The organism is Streptomyces pyxinae (assembly GCF_024756275.1).
GTDB classification, from domain to species: Bacteria; Actinomycetota; Actinomycetes; order Streptomycetales; family Streptomycetaceae; genus Streptomyces; species Streptomyces pyxinae.
Genome location: NZ_JANUGQ010000044.1, coordinates 1 through 17,120, shown reverse-complemented (window position 1 = coordinate 17,120; position 17,120 = coordinate 1). Strand labels below are relative to the sequence as shown.

The 17,120-nt window shown below is 73.9% G+C and carries 15 protein-coding genes, 1 tRNA gene and 2 pseudogenes; 7 read left to right on the top strand and 11 right to left on the bottom strand.

What is annotated here, in order from left to right; all coding sequences use genetic code 11:
* Entirely contained in the window at positions 1–1,563 is a 1,563-nt protein-coding gene (locus NX801_RS29865; protein ID WP_258791095.1) for an FAD-dependent oxidoreductase, read from the top strand.
* A complete protein-coding gene (locus tag NX801_RS29860) occupies positions 1,560–2,771 on the top strand; it encodes an NAD(P)/FAD-dependent oxidoreductase (RefSeq protein ID WP_258791094.1) in 1,212 nt (403 codons plus the stop codon). The genes NX801_RS29865 and NX801_RS29860 overlap by 4 nt, the downstream gene beginning before the upstream one ends.
* Positions 2,772–2,813: 42 nt before the next feature.
* Here NX801_RS29860 and NX801_RS29855 read toward each other — a convergent pair whose 3' ends face one another.
* Together NX801_RS29855 and NX801_RS29850 are read right to left on the bottom strand one after the other, a co-directional pair.
* Positions 2,814–3,080 carry a hypothetical protein gene (locus tag NX801_RS29855; RefSeq protein ID WP_258791093.1) on the bottom strand — a complete coding sequence of 89 codons (267 nt, stop codon included), beginning with the start codon at positions 3,078–3,080 and terminating at the stop codon, positions 2,814–2,816.
* 70 nt (positions 3,081–3,150) lie between these two features.
* On the bottom strand, positions 3,151–4,365 hold the full coding sequence (locus NX801_RS29850) for an MFS transporter (RefSeq protein ID WP_258791092.1): 1,215 nt from the start codon (positions 4,363–4,365) through the stop codon (positions 3,151–3,153).
* A 54-nt stretch (positions 4,366–4,419) separates the two neighbouring features.
* Here NX801_RS29850 and NX801_RS29845 point away from each other — a divergent pair, with 54 nt between their 5' ends.
* Positions 4,420–5,175: an AraC family transcriptional regulator gene (locus NX801_RS29845; RefSeq protein WP_258791091.1), complete on the top strand. Its 756-nt coding sequence runs from the start codon at positions 4,420–4,422 to the stop codon at positions 5,173–5,175.
* A gap of 132 nt (positions 5,176–5,307) precedes the next feature.
* Positions 5,308–5,997 (top strand): M24 family metallopeptidase, encoded by a 690-nt coding sequence (locus NX801_RS29840; RefSeq protein ID WP_258791090.1) that lies wholly within the window; start codon positions 5,308–5,310, stop codon positions 5,995–5,997.
* Between the two features lie 57 nt (positions 5,998–6,054).
* On the opposite strand, the gene NX801_RS29835 is transcribed toward NX801_RS29840, so the two are convergent.
* The 6 genes from NX801_RS29835 to NX801_RS29810 form a co-directional block, all read right to left on the bottom strand.
* Positions 6,055–6,954 (bottom strand): SAM-dependent methyltransferase, encoded by a 900-nt coding sequence (locus NX801_RS29835; protein ID WP_258791089.1) that lies wholly within the window; start codon positions 6,952–6,954, stop codon positions 6,055–6,057.
* Complete coding sequence (locus tag NX801_RS29830; protein WP_258791088.1) at positions 6,936–7,673, bottom strand: cysteine hydrolase family protein; 738 nt, start codon at positions 7,671–7,673, stop codon at positions 6,936–6,938. Before NX801_RS29830 ends, NX801_RS29835 begins: the two co-directional genes overlap by 19 nt.
* Positions 7,670–8,764: an isocitrate/isopropylmalate family dehydrogenase gene (locus NX801_RS29825; RefSeq protein ID WP_258791087.1), complete on the bottom strand. Its 1,095-nt coding sequence runs from the start codon at positions 8,762–8,764 to the stop codon at positions 7,670–7,672. Before NX801_RS29825 ends, NX801_RS29830 begins: the two co-directional genes overlap by 4 nt.
* An 89-nt stretch (positions 8,765–8,853) precedes the next feature.
* The gene (locus NX801_RS29820; RefSeq protein WP_258791086.1) at positions 8,854–9,387 is read right to left on the bottom strand and encodes an EF-hand domain-containing protein; all 534 of its coding nucleotides are present in this window, start codon (positions 9,385–9,387) and stop codon (positions 8,854–8,856) included.
* Positions 9,388–10,005: 618 nt separating this feature from the next.
* Complete coding sequence (locus NX801_RS29815; RefSeq protein WP_258791085.1) at positions 10,006–10,938, bottom strand: DMT family transporter; 933 nt, start codon at positions 10,936–10,938, stop codon at positions 10,006–10,008.
* Positions 10,935–11,807, bottom strand: a complete 873-nt coding sequence (locus NX801_RS29810; protein WP_258791084.1) for a phosphatase PAP2 family protein — start codon at positions 11,805–11,807, stop codon at positions 10,935–10,937. The genes NX801_RS29815 and NX801_RS29810 overlap by 4 nt, the downstream gene beginning before the upstream one ends.
* 278 nt (positions 11,808–12,085) lie before the next feature.
* Between NX801_RS29810 and NX801_RS29805 the strand changes: the two genes are divergently transcribed.
* Positions 12,086–12,694 carry a TetR/AcrR family transcriptional regulator gene (locus NX801_RS29805; RefSeq protein ID WP_258791083.1) on the top strand — a complete coding sequence of 203 codons (609 nt, stop codon included), beginning with the start codon at positions 12,086–12,088 and terminating at the stop codon, positions 12,692–12,694.
* A gap of 300 nt (positions 12,695–12,994) precedes the next feature.
* Here the strand turns inward: NX801_RS29805 and NX801_RS29800 are convergent, their stop codons facing one another.
* Positions 12,995–13,483 carry a DUF309 domain-containing protein gene (locus tag NX801_RS29800; RefSeq protein WP_258791082.1) on the bottom strand — a complete coding sequence of 163 codons (489 nt, stop codon included), beginning with the start codon at positions 13,481–13,483 and terminating at the stop codon, positions 12,995–12,997.
* Between the two features lie 105 nt (positions 13,484–13,588).
* On the opposite strand from NX801_RS29800, the gene NX801_RS29795 reads away from it, so the two are divergent.
* A tRNA-Pro gene (locus NX801_RS29795) sits at positions 13,589–13,662 on the top strand.
* A gap of 99 nt (positions 13,663–13,761) precedes the next feature.
* Here NX801_RS29795 and NX801_RS29790 read toward each other — a convergent pair.
* Together NX801_RS29790 and NX801_RS29785 are read right to left on the bottom strand one after the other, a co-directional pair.
* Positions 13,762–14,031, bottom strand: a pseudogene (locus NX801_RS29790) (tyrosine-type recombinase/integrase); the annotation flags it as partial.
* A pseudogene (locus NX801_RS29785) lies at positions 13,994–14,771 on the bottom strand (IS5 family transposase); the annotation flags it as partial. The pseudogenes NX801_RS29790 and NX801_RS29785, both read right to left, overlap by 38 nt.
* A gap of 783 nt (positions 14,772–15,554) precedes the next feature.
* Between NX801_RS29785 and NX801_RS29780 the strand changes: the two are divergent.
* The coding region (locus tag NX801_RS29780; protein WP_258791081.1) for a tetratricopeptide repeat protein at positions 15,555–17,120 on the top strand (1,566 nt) is incomplete at its 3' end.

The window sequence follows — 17,120 nt, the reverse complement described above, 5'->3', positions numbered from 1 at the left end:
GTGAGCAGCGGCCCGCACCCGGGTACGCGGGCCCCCCGCCGGATCCTGGTCGCCGGCGGGGGCCCCGCCGCCCACCGCCTCGCCGAGTGCCTGCACGCGTACGGCCACCCCGGCCCCGTCACCCTGCTGGACGCGGCACCCGAGCCCGTCCACCACCGGCCGCTGCTGACCTCGCTGCTGACGGGCGAACTGCCCCCGGCCGCACTCCGGTTGCCGCCCCCGCCCGGCGCCGAGGTGCACCGGGCCACCGAGGTGACCGGGATCGACCGCGCCCGGCGCGAGGTGCGCGCGGTGCGGAACGGCACGGTGTCCCGCCACCCGTACGACGTGCTGGTCCTCGCCACCGGGGCGCGGCCGGTGATCCCCCCGCTGCCCGGGACCACCGGTCCGGACGGCCGGCTCGCCCCCGGGGTCACCGCCCTGCGCACCCCGGCCGACCTCCGGCGGATCACCGGCGCCACGGCGGTGGTGCTGGGCGGCGGACCGCTCGGGGTGGAGACGGCCGTCGCGCTGGCCCGCCGGTCCACCGCCACCACCCTGCTCTGCGCGGGCCCCCACCCGCTCCACCGGCGGCTCGACGACCTCGGCGGCGCCCTGCTCACCGCCAGGCTGGAACGGGCCGGCGTCACCGTCCGCGCCGGCCGGACCGCCGTCCGCCGCACCCCGGGCCGGGTGCTGCTGGACGACGGCTCCGCGCTCCCCGCCGCCACCCTGGTGCTCTGCACCGGGGCCGAGCCCGAGGTCCGGACGGCCCGCGCCGCCGGTCTCCCGGTGCGCACCGGGATCGTGGTGGACGACGCGCTGCGCACCGGGGACCCGCGGGTGTACGCCATCGGGGACTGCGCCGAACACGCCGGCCGCGCGGTGGCCGGGTACGAGTCGGCCCGGGCGCAGGCGGAGAGCCTGGCGGCGATCCTCACCGGCCGGGCCACCGTCCACCGCCCGCCGCCGTACGTGTTCCGGCCGCGCACTCCGGCCGTGGATCTCTGCTGCGTCGGCCCGCCCGCCGCCTTCGCGGACCCGGGCGTCCGGACCGTGACCCTGCACGACCGGGCCGGCGAGCGGTACGGCCGGCTCGCGGTGCGGGAGGACCGGATCGCCGCCGCCGTCCTGCTCGGGCTGCCGGAGGCGATCGCCGCCGTCACCCAGCTGCACCGGTACGGCCGCCCGGTGCCGTCCGACCGGCTCGCCCTGCTCCTCGGGGTGGCGTCCGCGCCCCCCTCCACCGCCGCCGGTCCCGACGAGAACGCCGTGATCTGCCTCTGCAACAGCGTGCCGCTGCGGAAGCTGGCCGGGGCCTGGCGGGACGGCGCCCGTACGGTGGACGCCCTGGCCGACGCGACCCGGGCCACCACCGGCTGCGGCGACTGCGCGGCGCGGATCGCGGGGCTGTGCGCCGACTGGGCGCGGGAGGCCGCCGCCCCGGGGACCTCTCCGGGCCCCGGCGCGGGCGGGGCTGCGCCGTCCGGCACGGGCGAGGCCGCGGGTTCCGGGGCCGTGCCGTCCGGAGACGCGGAGCCCGGGGCAGCGTCACCCGCACCGAACCGGGAGCCGGTCCGATGAGCCGCACCCTGGTCCTCGTCGGCCACGGCATGGTCGGCCACCGGCTGGCCGACGCCCTGCGCGGGCTGGACCCCGGCGGTGAGTGGCGGATCGTCGTCCTGGCAGAGGAGCGCCGCCCCGCCTACGACCGCCTCCGGCTCTCCGCCCATCTCGGCGGCCAGGAACGGCCCGAACTCGGTCTCGCGGGCCCGGAGTTCCTGGCCGACCCACGGGTCGACCTCCGTACCGGCTGCCCGGTCGCCGCCGTGGACCGGGCGGCCCGGGAGGTCCGTACCGCCGGCGGCGACCGCGTACGCTACGACGCCCTGGTGCTGGCCACCGGCGCCCGGCCGTTCGTCCCGCCGGTGCCCGGCCGGGACCTGGCACGCTGCTTCGTCTACCGCACCCTCGACGACCTGGCGGCCCTGCGCGCCGCCGCCCGGCCCGGCCGGTCCGCCGTGGTGGTCGGCGGCGGCCTGCTGGGACTGGAGGCGGCCGACGCCCTGCGGCTGCTGGGAATGCGCCCGTATGTCGTGGAGACCGCCCCGCACCTGATGCCCGCCCAGCTCGACGCGGGCGCGGCCCGGGTGCTGCACGAGGCGGTCACCGCCCTGGGGCTGCGCCCGTACTGCGGCACCGGGGTGGCCTCGGTCGACCCCGCGCCGGACGGCGGAGTGGGCTCGGTGACCCTCGCCGACGGCACCGTCCTCGACGCGGAACTGGTGGTCTTCGCCGCGGGCGTCCGGCCCCGCGACGACCTCGCGGCCGGGGCGGGGCTGGCTCGCGGCGAGCGCGGCGGCTTCCTGGTGGACGCGTACTGCCGCACGGCCGACGAGCGGGTCTGGGCCGTCGGGGACTGCGCCGCCGTGGAGGGGCGCTGCTACGGCCTGCTCGGCCCCGGGAACCGGATGGCGGAGAGCGTGGCCCGCCGGCTCACGGGCCGGGCCACCGAACCCTTCGACGCCGCCGACGGCAACGACACGGCGACCGCGCTGAAGGTGCTGGGCGTCCGGGTGGCGACCTTCGGCACCCGCCCGGCCGGGGAAGAACCGGCCGTGGAGGTCGCCTTCGCCGAGGCGGCCACGCGGTACGCCGAGGTGTTCCTGCACCCGGGGACCGGCGCCCTGCTGGGCGGCATCCTGGCCGGTGGTACGGGGGACCGGGCGCTGCTCGTCCCCCATCTCGGCCGCCGCCCGCCGGCCGATCTGGAACGGCTGCTGCTGCCCTGATCCGGCGGGCCCCACCCGGACGAGGGTCCCCCGTACGGCGGTTCAGGGGGACGGCGGTCCGCCGGGCACGCCTCCGCCGGGCGGGAGGGCGCCCGCCGGGTCGTCCGGCGGACAGGTGAAGGAGGCGAGTTCGCCCCGGTGGAGGACGACCAGCGCGGCGCAGCTGCACCGGCAGTACTCCACCTCTCCCTCCGAGGTCCGGTGCGAGGAGAGCAGCTGCCAGGAGGGTCGGCGCACCCCGGAGACGCAGCCCCAGTCGCGCAGCGGGCAGGAGTCCTGGGACGGCCCCTCCGGGCCCCCGCCGGCCACCCCGGGCCGGGCGAGGCCGGCCCGGGGGAGACCGGCCGGGGGGAGCCCGGTCCGGAGAGTCAGCGGCTGGTCAGCGGTGATCGCTCCGTGAGGTGATGAGTTCGGCATCGGGGTCCTCTCGCGTCTCCGGCGCCGCCGCACCGGGCCGCGGCACCTCGGGTTCGGGCAGGGTGCGGAAGAACAGCCAGCACAGCGCCGGCATCAGGATGAGAGGCATCAGGGCGGTGCGCAGCGAGGCGGCGTCGGCCACGGCGCCGATCAGCGGGCTGACCAGGCCGCCGACGCTCACCGTCAGACCGAGGGTGATCCCGCTCGCCGTACCGACCCGGCTGGGCAGGTAGTCCTGGCCCAGGGTGACCTGGAGGGAGAACGGGATGTAGAGGCCCGCCGAGGTCAGGGCCACGAAGAGATACAGCGCGGGGCCGGGCACGAAGACCACGCCCGCGACGGCGCCGGCCGTCAGCAGATACGACCACCGGGAGACGGTCACCCGGTCCCAGCGATTGGCCAGATTGCCGCCGAGCACCGACCCCACCGCGCCGCCCGCGTAGAGCACGAAGAGCGCCGCCGTGCCGGCCGCCGAGCTGCCGTGCATCCGCTGGGTGGCGTAGAGCGAGATGAACGTCGAGAGCCCGATGAAGACGATCGACCGGCAGACCACGGCCAGTGACAGCTTGACGAACGACGCCCGGTCGTCGGCTCCGACGGGCGCCCGGCCGGCCGCACCGGCCGCCTTGCCCCGCTCCAGCGCCCGCAGCACCGGCAGACAGAGCACCGTGCCGGCGAGGGCCGGCAGCACCAGCAGCGGAGTGAATCGCAGCCCCCCGGTGGCGACCACGGCGGCGATCATCAGGGGAGCGAGGGCGAAGCCCACATTGCCGCCGAGCGAGAACCAGGCCATGGAGCTGTGGCTGCCCCGGCTGACCAGCCGGGCGACGCGCGCCGACTCCGGGTGGTAGGCGGCGACGCCGACCCCGGAGATGGCCACGAACACCAGCGTCAGCGCGTAGGAACCGCTGATCCCGCTCAGCGCGATCCCGACGCCGCCGATCAGGGTGCTCACCGGCAGCAGCCAGGGCACCGCCCAGCGGTCGGTGATCGCGCCGAACACCGGCTGGGTCACCGAGGAGAGCAGGGAGGCGGCGAGCACGATCCCGGAGACCGCGGCGTAGCTGTAGGCGCGCTCGGCGACGAAGAACGGGACGAGGGACGCCACGGCGCCCTGATAGACGTCGACGCAGGCGTGTCCGACGGACAGCAGGGTGATCGATGATTTTCTTGGCACCCCGCCATGGTGATCTCCCCACCCGGTGACGGGCTTCCGATAAACTGCCAAGAAATGCAGCAGATCCGCCATGAGCCCGTCGCCCCCACGCGCACCCAGCGGCTGGCGGCCGGAGCCGCGATCGACGCCCACCGCCACGACGACCACCAGATCGTCTACGCGGGGCGCGGAGTGCTGTCCGTGACCACCGGCGCGGGCTCCTGGGTGGCCCCCGGGACCCGCGCCATCTGGGTGCCGGCCGGGGTGGTCCACGCCCACCAGGCCCACGGCGAACTCGCCCTGCACCTGGTGGGTCTGCCCGCCGGCGAGAACCCGCTGGGACTCGACGAACCGACCGTGCTGGCGGTGGGGCCCCTGCTGCGCGAGCTGATCGTCGCCTACACCCGCGCCCCCGGTGACGAGAGCCCCGAGCGGGCCCGGATGCGGGCCGTCCTCCTGGACCAGCTGCGGGCCTCCCCGCAGCAGCCGCTGCATCTGCCCACCCCGGGCGCGCCGCTGCTCCAGCGGGTGTGCGCGCTGCTGCGGGACGACCCGGCCGACGGGCGGACCCTGGCGGAGCTGGGCCGCGCGGTGGGGGCGAGCGACCGCACCCTCTCCCGGCTCTTCCGGAGCGATCTCGGCATGACCTTCCCGCAGTGGCGCAGCCAGCTGCGGCTGCACCACGCGCTGGTGCTGCTGGCCGAGAACACCCCGGTGACCGCCGTGGCACACCGCTGCGGCTGGTCCTCCGCCAGTGCGTTCATCGATGTCTTCCGCCGTACCTTCGGGCACACCCCGGGCGCCCACCCCACCCGCGAACGGGCCGGCTGAGGCGCCGGCCGGCCCCCGCCCGGGAGCACCGGCCGGCCCGCCGGCCGCCGGGCCGGCGGAGGGATCCGGCTCCGGTGGACTCTGGCCGGATCGGCGTGGTGCGACGGTTCCCCGGCACCTACGGTGATCACCATGACCGATGAAGTCACCCGTTCCGCCCGGCTGCTGGAGGCCAGGGCCAAGGCCGTCGAGCTGTTCGCGCAGATCGAGGCGCGCGGCCTGATCGCCCCGGGGGAGAGCGAACGAGCCGTCAGCGACCGGGTGCGGGATCTGGCCAACCAGCTGTTCGGCACCACCCGCCACTGGCACAAGCGCATCGTCCGCTGCGGGCCGAACACCCTTCAGCCGTACCAGGAGAACCCACCGGACCGGATCATCGGCGCCGACGACATCGTCTTCGCGGACTTCGGCCCGATCTTCGAGGAGTACGAGGCCGACTTCGGGCGCACCTTCGTGCTCGGCGACGACCCCGCCAAGCTCCGGCTGCGGGACGCCCTGCCCGAGGTCTTCGCGGCGGGCCGGCGCTTCTTCGGGAGCGAGCCGGAGCTGACCGCCAAGGCGCTGTACACGGAGGTGGAGCGGATCGCGGCCGACGCGGGCTGGGAGCTGGGCGGCTGGCACGCCGGGCACCTGGTGGGGGAGTTCCCGCACGAGCGTATCCAGGAGGCGCCGGTGCGCTCGTACATCGCCCCGGGCAATGACACCCCGCTGCGGCGCACCGACCGCTCCGGCCGCGCCTGCCACTGGATCCTGGAGATCCATCTTGTCGACCGGGCGCGCGGCTACGGCGGGTTCTACGAGGACTTCCTCGACCTCGGCTGAACCGCGCCCCCGGGGCGCCCGCCCGGGACCGCGCGGCGGAGGCGGCGGAGACACCGGCTACCGCCCCGCCGCCGGCCGGGCCGCGAAGATCCAGCGGTTGGTCGCCAGGGCGTCGTCCGGCTCGGGCAGCGGACCGCGGCCGTGGGCGCGGGCGAACTCGTACGGGGTGCGCACCGAGACCGACCAGCCGCGGCCGCTCAGGCCGGCGGCGGAGTCGGGGCGGGGCCCGGCGTCGAAGAGCCGGAGCAGATCGACGCCGATCTGCTCCCGCGCCGCCGTGTAGACCGGACCGGACCGCACCGCGCGCGACTCCGGGGCCGTCTTCACCTCGTACGCCAGCGTGCTGCCGGCCGCGCTCAGGTGGTCCACCGCCGCCATCAGCCGCCGCTCGGCCGCCGCCGGGAGGTAGAACAACAGCCCCTCGGCCAGCCAGGCGGCCGGCGCGGACGGGTCGAAACCGGCACCGGTCAGGGCGGCCGTCCAGTCGCCGCGCAGATCGGCCGGGAGCGGACGGTGCTCCGCCCGGGGAACGGCGCCGAGGCCGCCGAGCACCCTGTGCTTGAACGCCAGTACCTCCTCGGTGTCGATCTCGTACGCCACGCACCCGGCCGGCCAGTCGAGCCGGTAGGCCCGGGTGTCGAGCCCCGCCCCCAGCAGCACCAGCTGGCGGACGCCCGCCCCGGTCGCGCGGAGCAGGAAGTCGTCCAGCACCCGGGTGCGCAGCCCGAAGTACCGGCCCAGGCGCTCCCAGAGCGGGTTGGCCGCCCCGCCCGGCACCTGCTCCGGCCGGACCGGCCAGCCGGCCGACTCCGGAACGGCCCGGACGAAGTGCTCGGCGTACGCGTCGTGCGCCAGGGCGTCGGCGCGGTGGGTCTCGACGGCCCGGGCCGCCGCCACCAGCAGGGCGGTCCGGCCCACGCCGCGCGCCACCCCGGCGGTCAGCTCCGCGCCGGACACCCGGCCTCCTCCCGGTCGGGATGGACCCAGGCGGCCGGGTCCTCACGGGTGGTCACCCGGGCCCCGTAGACCAGCCGCATGAAGCGGAGGACCTCCCGCTCCGGCAGGTGCAGCGGGGTGGTGCAGTCGGCCAGCACCGTCACATGGAGGCCCTGCTGGAAAGCGGTACGCGCCGTGGAGTCCACGCACACATCGGCGTACAGCCCGGCCAGCACCAGATGGCCGACGCCCCGCCCGGCCAGGTGCTCGGCGAAGCCGTCGCTCAGGAACGCGTCGAAGCAGGCCCGCTTGGTGAAGACCCGCTCACCGGCCACCGGTGCCACCCGGTGGAACTCCGCGCCCCAGGACCCGGCCAGGCACTTGGGCCGCTTGCCCAGCTCACGGTCCCGCCGCCGCCAGCTCGGCCCCTGGTGACCGGGGTCGCCGTGGAACCGTACGAACACCACCTCCACGCCCCGGTCGCGGGCGGCCGTCACCGCCTCCGCCGCGCCGGCCGCCGCGGTCTCCAGGGCGGCCGGGTCGCCGCCGTACCGGGCGGTGGCGACCGGACCGACGCAGAAGTCGTTCTGCAGGTCCACCACGACCAGGGCCGTCCCGGACCGGGCGCCGTCCGGTGGGGCGTTCCCGGCCGGGGAGCGGGGGCGGTCCGGGGCGTTCCCGGCAGGGACGGCTGCCGCCCGGGACGCGGCCGGGTCCCGGTGCTGCTCCGGGGCGGTCATGAGGCGATGACCGGATCGGAGGCCGGCGGCGGTACGGCGGCCCCGGCCGGGCGGCCCAGGGTGTCCAGCAGGGCGTCCACCACTCCGGTGGTGGTGTGCCGGCCGCCCGTGTCCGGGGTGCCGACACCCCGCTCGTCCAGCCGGCGCAGCGCCGCCTCGGTGTCCGCGACCGCGCCGGCCCGGCCCGCGTGCCGCTCGGCGGCCAGCGCCGCCGCCCGGATCGTCGCCACGGGGTTGACCAGGTCCCGGCCCGCCAGGTCGTCGGCCGAGCCGTGCACGGTCTGGTACTCCGTCAGCTCCTTCAGCTCGGGATGGAGGTAGACGTTCTCCGTGCACCGGTTCTCCTGCCGGTGGGAGCCGAACCGGTCCAGCAGCATCACATGCATGATGTCGGCCCACTCGTTACCGGCGATGAGCACGGTGCGGTCCGACGGCCCGTGCGCGATGAGGTTCCGGTTGACGGTGTCGGGCTGGAACAACTCGATCTCCACCCCGAAGCGGTCCGACAGCTCCGCCACCCAACCGCCGAGCGCGCCGTCCAGCAGATGGAACTTGTAGGCCATGACGATCCGGCCGGCGCCCCGCTCCGGCCACTCCTCCCGGGCGCGCCGCAGGGCGTAGCGGACGACGCTCTCGGTGATCCGCCGGCTGAACGTCATGGTGCGGGTGACCACACCCGGTTCATGCCGGTTCTCGCCGGTGTAGAACCCCTGCGCCTGGTCCCGCACCAGCAGCAGCGAGGCGTCGCCGGCGGTGAGCCGGTCCACCTTGACGGCGCCCAGCCGCTCCCGGACCAGATAGAGGGACTGGGCGTTGATCGCGGTGCGGAACACCGCGGTGGTACCCCGCTCGGCCCGGGTCCGGCAGAACCGCTCGTAGTGCCGGGCGTCCTCCTCGGTGAGCCGCCGGACGTGCTCGGCGTCGCCCTCGGCCCGCAGGGAGACATACGAGTGGTAGAGGCGCGGGGAGCGGTCGATCTCGATCCCGGTGGGGCCCGTTCCGGCGAACCGGCGCAGGACCCGTTCGAAGACGTTCGCGAGTTCGGGGCCGGTGCCCTGGCCGACGGCCAGTCCGATGACGGGTTTCTCCATGCGTGTTCGTCGTCCTTGTCGTCCTCGTCGACGGCGTCGGCCTTGCTGACCCTGGTGACCCTGTTGACACGGCGGCGGGCCCCGCGGGGTCAGGGCGCCCCGGGCGTGACCAGGCGGTCGCCGGCGATGCCGGTCTTCTGCGGGTCGTAGTAGTCGCGGATGCTGTCGGCCCAGGCGGTCACCGGGACCCGGTCCTCGGGGGAGGGGGAGAGGGCGTCGAAGAGGGCGTCGATATTGGCCCGCTCGAAGCCGATGGCCGTCATCAGCGCGGTGAACACGGTCCGGTCGACGGAGCCGCGGCCGTCCGGGTCACCGAGCGCCGCGAGTGCCTCGGCGAACTCGCCGAGGGTCGCCTCGAACCGCTCCGGGGAGAGCACGCAGGAGGTGAACTCGTCCAGGTCGACCCGCCCGTCCCCGTCGGCGTCGAGCTCGGTGGCGAGGGTCGTCCAGTACCGGCGGAAGGCGTGCAGCAGCGCGCTCTTCGCCGCGTCGTCGGAGGCGGGTGCCGCCGCGATCACCCGGCCGGCCATCAGCTCGAAGTCGTCGGCCTCGATGACACCGTTCCCGTTGGCGTCGAGCAGGGAGAAGACAAGCCCGACCCGGTCGGTGGCCGCAGTGCTCATGGAGACTCCTTCTTCTGCGTTCTGAAGTTCCGGTTGTGAGGTTTTCCTGGAGCTCGGCCGGCAGGGCCTGCAAGCCCGGCCGTAGGCCCCGCCGGGGTCTCCCCGGGGACCTTCCGGCGCGGTCGGTACCGCCCGTGTTCCCGGGCGCCACGGCGCGCGGGAGCGGATACGCGGTGATGCGCGGGTGGTGCGGTGCGCGGTGGTGCGGTGTGACCGGAGACGGGTGCCGGGAGACCCGGGCCGGTGAAGGGCAGGGTGAGACGGAGGGACGGAGGGACGGGACATGCGAAGCCGTACGGGCCGCGGCCGCGTCGTGGACCCCGCAGCGGCCGTGCCCGGCGACCGCTTCACTATCCGGCCGGAGCGCGCGACGGAGGGCGGAAAGCCGGCTTCGTACACTCGAACGAGGGAAAAAACCTGGCCGGGTGAATAGATCGGAACGACTCCCCGGAAGGGTGAACGGGGCCTCGCCCGGCGGCGGAGACAGGCCCGCGCCGGGCGGTGGAGGCGGGTCCGGCGCCCGGGGGTCCCCGGCCGACGAGCGGCCCGGTGCCCCCTCCGCCCGGCGGCACGGGCGCCTTCCGTCCTCCCCGCCGGGCGGCCGGCCCGGGCCGCCGGTCAGGCGGTGAGCGGCGCCGGCTCCTGGTCCGGCTCGGCGCCCGGCCCGGTCTCGTCCCCGGGCGCACGGGGCGCGGGCACGGCCGCCCGGCGGCGGGTCAGCAGGATCACCCCGCGCGCGGCCACCGCCGCCGAGGCGAGCGCGACGGCCCAGCCCGCCGCGCCGGCCCGGAAGGTCTCCCCGAGCAGGGCGATCCCGATGACGGCGGCGATCGCCGGGTTGGCCAGGTTCACCACGGCCAGCGGTGCGGCCAGCCCGCCCCGGAACGCGGCCTGCGACAGCAGCAGCCCGCCGGTGGCGAACGCCGCCACCAGCAGCGCCAGCAGCCCCGGCTGCCACCAGCCGGCGTTCCCGCCCGCCGCGGGCGGCCGGGCCAGTGCGGCGACCAGCGCCTGGGTGAGGGCCGACGCCACCCCGGAGGCCATTCCGGAGGCGGTGGCATGGCGCAGCCCCCGGCCGTGCGGGGCGCCGCCGCTCCCGCGCACCAGCGCCGCGATCAGCAGCGCGGTGGCCGCCACGACCGCCAGCGCCTCGGGCAGCGACAGCGCGTCCCCCGGGGTGGCCGGACCGACCACCGCGACCAGACCGAGCAGACCGCCCACCGTCCACAGCGCGCCCCGCCACTCGGTACGGGTCACCCGGCGGCGCTCGTAGGCCGCCCCCACCGGCAGCGCGGCGACCAGCGTCAGCGCGCCCAGCGGCTGCACCAGGGTGAGCGGGCCGTAGTGCAGCGCCGCCACATGGGTGAGGGCGGCGGCACCGTTCAGCCCGACCGCCCACCACCAGAGCGGCCGGCCGAGCAGGGCCCGCAGACCGCCCCGGCCGGAGGCGGCGGAACCGTACGCGGCGAGCCGCGACTGGGCCACCGCGGCGAGCGCGTATCCGGCGGCCGACGCCAGCGAGAGCAGTACGGCGAAGAGCGTGCCCCTCATCGCGGCACCTCCGGGGCGGCCGCGGCGGTGACCGGGGACGCCGTACGCGGCCGGGGCACCCGGTCGCCCCGGGGCGCGGTCGCCGGCCGCCGGTACGCGGGCTCCCGCGCCCAGGGCCGTCCGCCGCCCGGCCACCGCAGCGGAGCCCGTCCCGGCGCCGGTACGACGATCAGCGCGGCGCCCAGCAGCGCACCGGCCACCACGGCGTCCAGCCAGTAGTGGTTGGCGGTGCCGACGATCACCAGCAGGGTGAGCAGGGGGTGCAGCAGCCAGAGCCACCGCCACCGGCCACGGGTGGCGGCGATCAGCCCGACGGCCACCATCACCGCCCAGCCGAAGTGCAGCGACGGCATGGCGGCGAACTGGTTGGCCAGGGTGTCGGTCTCCGGCTTCGCGGCGTAGACCGAGGGACCGTAGACCCGGGCGGTGTCGATCAGCCGCGAGGCCGCGAGCAGCCGGGGCGGGGCGAGCGGCATCAGCAGATGGAGGGCGAGCGCGGCGGCGGTGAGCAGCGCCAGCACCCGGCGCGACCAGAGGTAGTGCGCGGGCCGGCGCCAGTAGAGCCAGACCAGGAAGGCCACCGTGGCGGGGAAGTGGACGCCCGCGTAGTACACATTGGCCACGTGGACCGCCGTCCCGTCGCGCAGCAGCAGGCTCTGGACGAGCCCCTCGCCGGGCAGGTGGGCGGTGCGCTCCAGCCGCCAGACGTCACCGGCGTTGCGGAACGCCGCCGCGGTCTCCCCGCCGGCGAGGAGCCGGCCGGCCTTGTAGACGAGAAAGAGCGCGGTCACCAGCAGCAACTCGCGCACCAGGGGCGGCCGTCGGTCGGCGGTCGTCTCCGGTCCGGTGGGACGTATCCCGGCAGCCATTTCCGGCCCCTTTGTTCGGACGCAAACGGAGGAAGCCTAGATCCGTTTTTAACGAGACGCAAACGTATCGATACGGTTGCGTCTCGATTGAGCGCGCCCTACTCTCGTCTGTGCGGTGGGGTGAGGTGAAGAGCGGGTAGGCGCACGGTGGGTCACGCGCCGGACACCCGGCGCACGCCCGCGTACGAGTGCGCACGGACGCCGGGCGCGCGCGGACGCGGAGGGTCCCGGACCGTCGTGGGATCCCGCCGCGGGACCCCGCCGCAAGGAGGAGACATATGTCCACGCGGGCCGCCACGGCCGCCGCGCGCCGCAGCCGGATCACCCCGGAGCGCGAGCTGGAGCTGTACCGCGCCGTGCTCGACCTGCTCCGGGAGGGCGGCTACGAGGCCGTCACCATGGAGGGTGTCGCCGCGCGCACCAAGTGCGGCAAGGCGACCCTGTACCGCCAGTGGAAGACCAAGCCCCGGCTGGTCACGGCCGCCCTCGCCAAGAGCCGCCGCCCGCTCTTCGGCGACATCGACACCGGCACCCTCCCGGGCGACCTGCGGGCGGCCGCCGAGGCCGTGGCGGGCCGCAGGGGGCGGGACACCGAGCTGATGGAGGCGGTCGGTCAGGCGTACCTCCACCATCCCGACCTCCGCGAGGCGCTCCGCGAGACGGTGATCGCCCCCGAGGTGGCCGCCGTCGACGAGATGCTCCACCGGGCCGTCGAGCGCGGTGAGGTGGACGCCGCCAACCCGGCGCTCGGCTGGGTGGCCCCCTGCCTCCTCGGCGTCCTGCGGGTCGAGCGGCTCTTCGAGGACCGCTTCGCCGGCCGTGACCCACTGCCCGAGCTCCTGGACGCCGTCCTCCTCCCGGCCCTCGGCCTGCCGCCCGCCTCCTGACTCCGCCGGGCGTACGACCCTCCCGGGCGTACGGGGGCGCGCCCCGGCGTACGGGCCCGGCGCCCAGGGGTGCCGGGGCTCGCGGGTCCGTCCGGACGGCCGGCGGCCCCGGGTGCCGGTCCGCCGGCCGTGGCCCGGCGTACGGCCGTGCCGGGCCGGCCGGTCCCGTCCGGGGCTCGCGGTCCCGTCGGTCGCCGGTCCTGCCGGTCGCCGGTTCTGCCGGACGGGTTGTCCCGCCGGACGGGCTGTTCCGCCGGTCGCCGTCCTGTCGGTACCTGCCCCCCCCGCCCGGCCCCGGGCTCAGCGGCTCAGCCGGGGCGCCTCCGCCGCCGGGTCCACCGGGCCGCCGGGCGCCCGGGCGGCCAGCTCCCGCGCCCATGTCACCAGCCCGGTCACATCGATCCCGTACGGGTCGGAGTACCCGGCGATCCGTTCGGCGCCGCGCAGCAGCAGCCGGGCGCCGCCCGTCCCATTGCCGCGAGCCGCGTGGGTGAGACCCACCGCCAGCTGGGCCAGCCCCCGCCAGAGCTCGCGCTCGCCCGCCCGGTCCCCGGGACAGGTCTTCCAGGCGTCCTCGAACACCTCATGGGCGTGGAACGGCTTCCCGGCCGCCAGCAGTTCCTGCGCCTCCCTGAGCGTTTCGGCCGGAGTGCGCTCCACCCCCTCCGGCTGCCGTGCCACCCCGGGCGCCCCGTACGGCAGCGGGCGGCCCAGCCCGTCCCTCGGGCGCGCGCTGCGGGCCCGCCCCTCCGCGTCCCGGTCCCGCCGGTCCTTCGCTGCGCTGTCCACGCCCCGATTCTCCTCCGCCCGCCCGGCCCCCGCGCCGAACCGGTCGCGGAGTGCGGTAATGTTCTCTTGCGCGCACAGCACGGCGGAAGCCGGGCCGACGCGCATCGGGACGTGGCGCAGCTTGGTAGCGCACTTGACTGGGGGTCAAGGGGTCGCAGGTTCAAATCCTGTCGTCCCGACTGGAGAGAGTCGCGGATCAGGACCGGTTTCGGAGGTATCCGAAACCGGTCCTTGATCATTCTTGGGGACCATTTGGGGACCAGCACCCTTAACCGGCGTCAGCGGGTCATCACGATCGGGCTCGGCAGCGAGTGTGGTGCGCGGAGCACGCTGAGGTGTGCGGAGAGCGCGGCCCCGGCGGCGGTGATCTTGTGTACGTCGGGGTGCAGGTAGCGCTGGGTGGTGGTCAGGGATCCGTGGCCGGCGATGCGTCGCAGGACGTGCACCTGGACTCCGGCGTCGGCGAACCAGGTCAGTCCGGTGTGCCGGAGGTCGTGGCGGCGCAGTTGCTCGTAGCCGAGCTTGGTGACCACATCGTCCCAGGATGTCGGCCCGTCGTTCCCAGCGGATGCGGAGTCGTTTGAAGCCGTGGAGCCAGGCGAAGGTGCGCTTGACCACCCATCGGTAGGCGCCCAGGCCGCTGCCGTGGGCTGTGCCGCGTCGGGCGATGACGGGCAGGATCCGGCGGGCCCGGAGCTGGTCGCGGTAGACGTCGTGGTCGTAGCCGCGGTCGGCGAAGACCGACTGGGTGTGCGGCGGGGGCGTCCGGGCCTGCCTCGGACTGGTGGGACGGCGTCGAGCAGGGGCAGGAGCTGGGTGACGTCGTTGCGGTTGCCGCTGGTGAGGATGACTGCGAGCGAGGTGCCGTTGCCGTCGGTGATCAGGTGGTGCTTGGAGCCGGCCCGTCCCCGGTCGACTGGGGACGGGCCCGTGTGGAGCCCCCTTTTAACGCCCTGACGTGGCTGGAGTCGACGACCGCTCTTGACCAGTCGAGGCGGGCGGCGGCATTCAGCTCGGCCAGCAGCACCTCGTGCAGCCGCTGCCAGACCCCGGCCTCGTTCCAGTCCCGCAGCCGTCGCCAGCACGTCATACCGGACCCGAAGCCGAGCTCCTGGGGCAGGTGTTCCCACTGGATCCCGGTGTGCAGCACGAACAGAATCCCGCACAGCACCTGCCGGTTGGGGACCGGCTTGCGGCCCGGGTACCTGAACCGCCTCTCCCGCTTCGGCAGAAGCGGCTCGATCCGCTCCCACAGGTCATCCGACATGATCCACGGCGAAGCCCCCATGACCGGGACAACGCCGAACCCGCCGACCGGACACGGCCATCAGGGCCGATCCACCTCATTGTGTTAGGCACTCTAAGAGAACGGCATCCGACCTGCGAAAAGCATGGTCGAGATGGCAGGAATTGAACCTGCGCCCCCTGATCCCCAACGGGCCCTCTCGGCCCTGAGGCGGTCACGCATCACGTCTGCCCGCCCCGATCGTGGGTCGGCGGCTGCTCCACCGCGCATAGAAGATCGGGGCTCACGACGCATCGCGGCCTTGCAGCTCAACACACAAGGACCCCGCACTACGAAGTAGTGCAGGGTCCCACTCCTGCTCCTCGTCACTCACGGTGATCTCTGTAGGAATTTTACGGAGGAGTCGGCAAGTCAAAGACAGTCCAAGGGAACTTGGCGTCCAGCGGAGCAGGCGCTGCTGTGGCATGTTGTTCACGACCAAGTGGACCGCCGAGGAGCTCCCGCAACCACTCAGCCGCTCCTCAGGCTGACCCGTCCGTGGACCCGTCCGGCCCGCAGGCGTTCCGCGTGGCGCGTTGACGGTGTATCGGCCGGAACCTGATCGGAACTGAAGGGCAGGCAGCAGTGGCACGAGGTGACGGAGAGCGGGCCTCGCGGCAAAATGCCAGTAGGAACGTCGTCCAAGCAATTCAAGTTGTCGGCATCAACAATCATGTTATGTTCGGTGGCCCGCCTTCCTGGCGAACCATGGTCGCCTGGCCTCTGTGGATCGGGACGGTTCCCCCGCTCGCCGCAGCCTTCCAGCCCCGCTCATCAGCAGCTGCCATGATCAATGAGGAACCTGACACTCCCCGTGTCCCTGTTTACGCCATCTCCGGGCCAGCCGGCGCCGGGAAAACTCAGCTTGCCGCGTATTTGGCGCGCTCTCTTCGCGATCAGGAAATTTCTGCTGGGGGTCTGGATCTCCTCATCTGGGTCGACGCATCTGACTCTGAGCAGATCGTCACCGCCTACGCCCAGGCTGCGGAACGACTCGACCTCATCGAAGCCAGGGCAGAGGATCGAAATACTGCTGCTGAAGCATTCCGGAACTGGCTTTCCTCCACGGACAGACGATGGCTTGTAGTCCTCGACGACATACGCGACCCCGCAGTCGCCCCGGAGTGGTGGCCGGAGGGGACCACTCCGGGCAGAGGGCGAGTCATCGTCACGACCCGCCACAGTACTGCCGACTTCTCAGCCACTGGACGCAACCTCCTCAGCCTCGAACTCGGCGTCTATGAAGTCGATGAAGCCCTCAGCTACCTGCGCCGACGTCTGGCAGACGCTGGTCAGCCCCAGCTCTACCGTTCTTCTTCTGTGCCGGAGCTTATCGAAGCACTTGGCCGTCAGCCCCTCGCGCTGGGACTCGCTGCCGCCCACATGCTCAACCAAGAAGTCGACACAGACGTCTACCTAGAGCGCCTTCGCGACTACAGGAACCAGCTGTCCGATCTGCTGCCTCTGGACCTCGACGGAGCAGATGTAAGTCAGCATGTGAGACCAGCGCTGGCCGCTTCTCTCAACGCTGCCGAAACCGCGGACGACACCGGGATTGTCCGCGATCTGGTGCGGCTCATCGCCCTGATGGATCCGATGGGGCACCCGTCGGAACTGTGGCTCACGCCTCCGGTGCTCGCTTACTTCCGTATGAGTTGGGTGAGGCGGCATAGCCTTAGCTGGCTTAAGCGTCGCCGTCCAGTGACTGACTCCGACATTCTTCGGGCACTCCGGCATCTACGTACATACGCACTTATCAGCCAAGACAGCCCCGCGACCCCGGTTCGCATGCACGTCCTCACAAGCCGTGCCATCTGCGAGGGAACCCCCACCGAGGCCCTCGCCGCTCTCGCCAACACAGCAGCGGATGCTTTGGTAAGCCTGTGGCCAGAGCGGGACGAGTGGGACCAGGACTTGGCTGCACTGCTGCGCACGAACACCGTGACGTTGAACCAGCTAGTGGATGGGTGCTTGTGGAACTCAGGAATGCACCCATGCCTCATCCGGACCAGTGACAGCTTCCATGAGACGGGACTGCACCAGCAGGCTGTGGAGTTCGACGAGTCCTTGCTCTACCAAGCCCAGCGTTACCTCGGTGGCGAACATGTAGACACCGTCGAAGCGCGCGTCAGGCTGGCGATCTCTTATCGCGACGCAGGCCGCCACCAAGACGCCGCACGCCTCATGACCGAGGCTCTCCACATTTCAGAGCGACTCCTCGGCCCAGATCACCAGCACAGCATGGCGGCGCGGAGCGCTCTGGCGATTCTGCGGATGGACGCCGGGCAGGTGGAGGAGGCAGTGCTGCTCAGTGAGCAGGTCCTCTCTGACAGTGAGAGAGTCTTGGGTCCT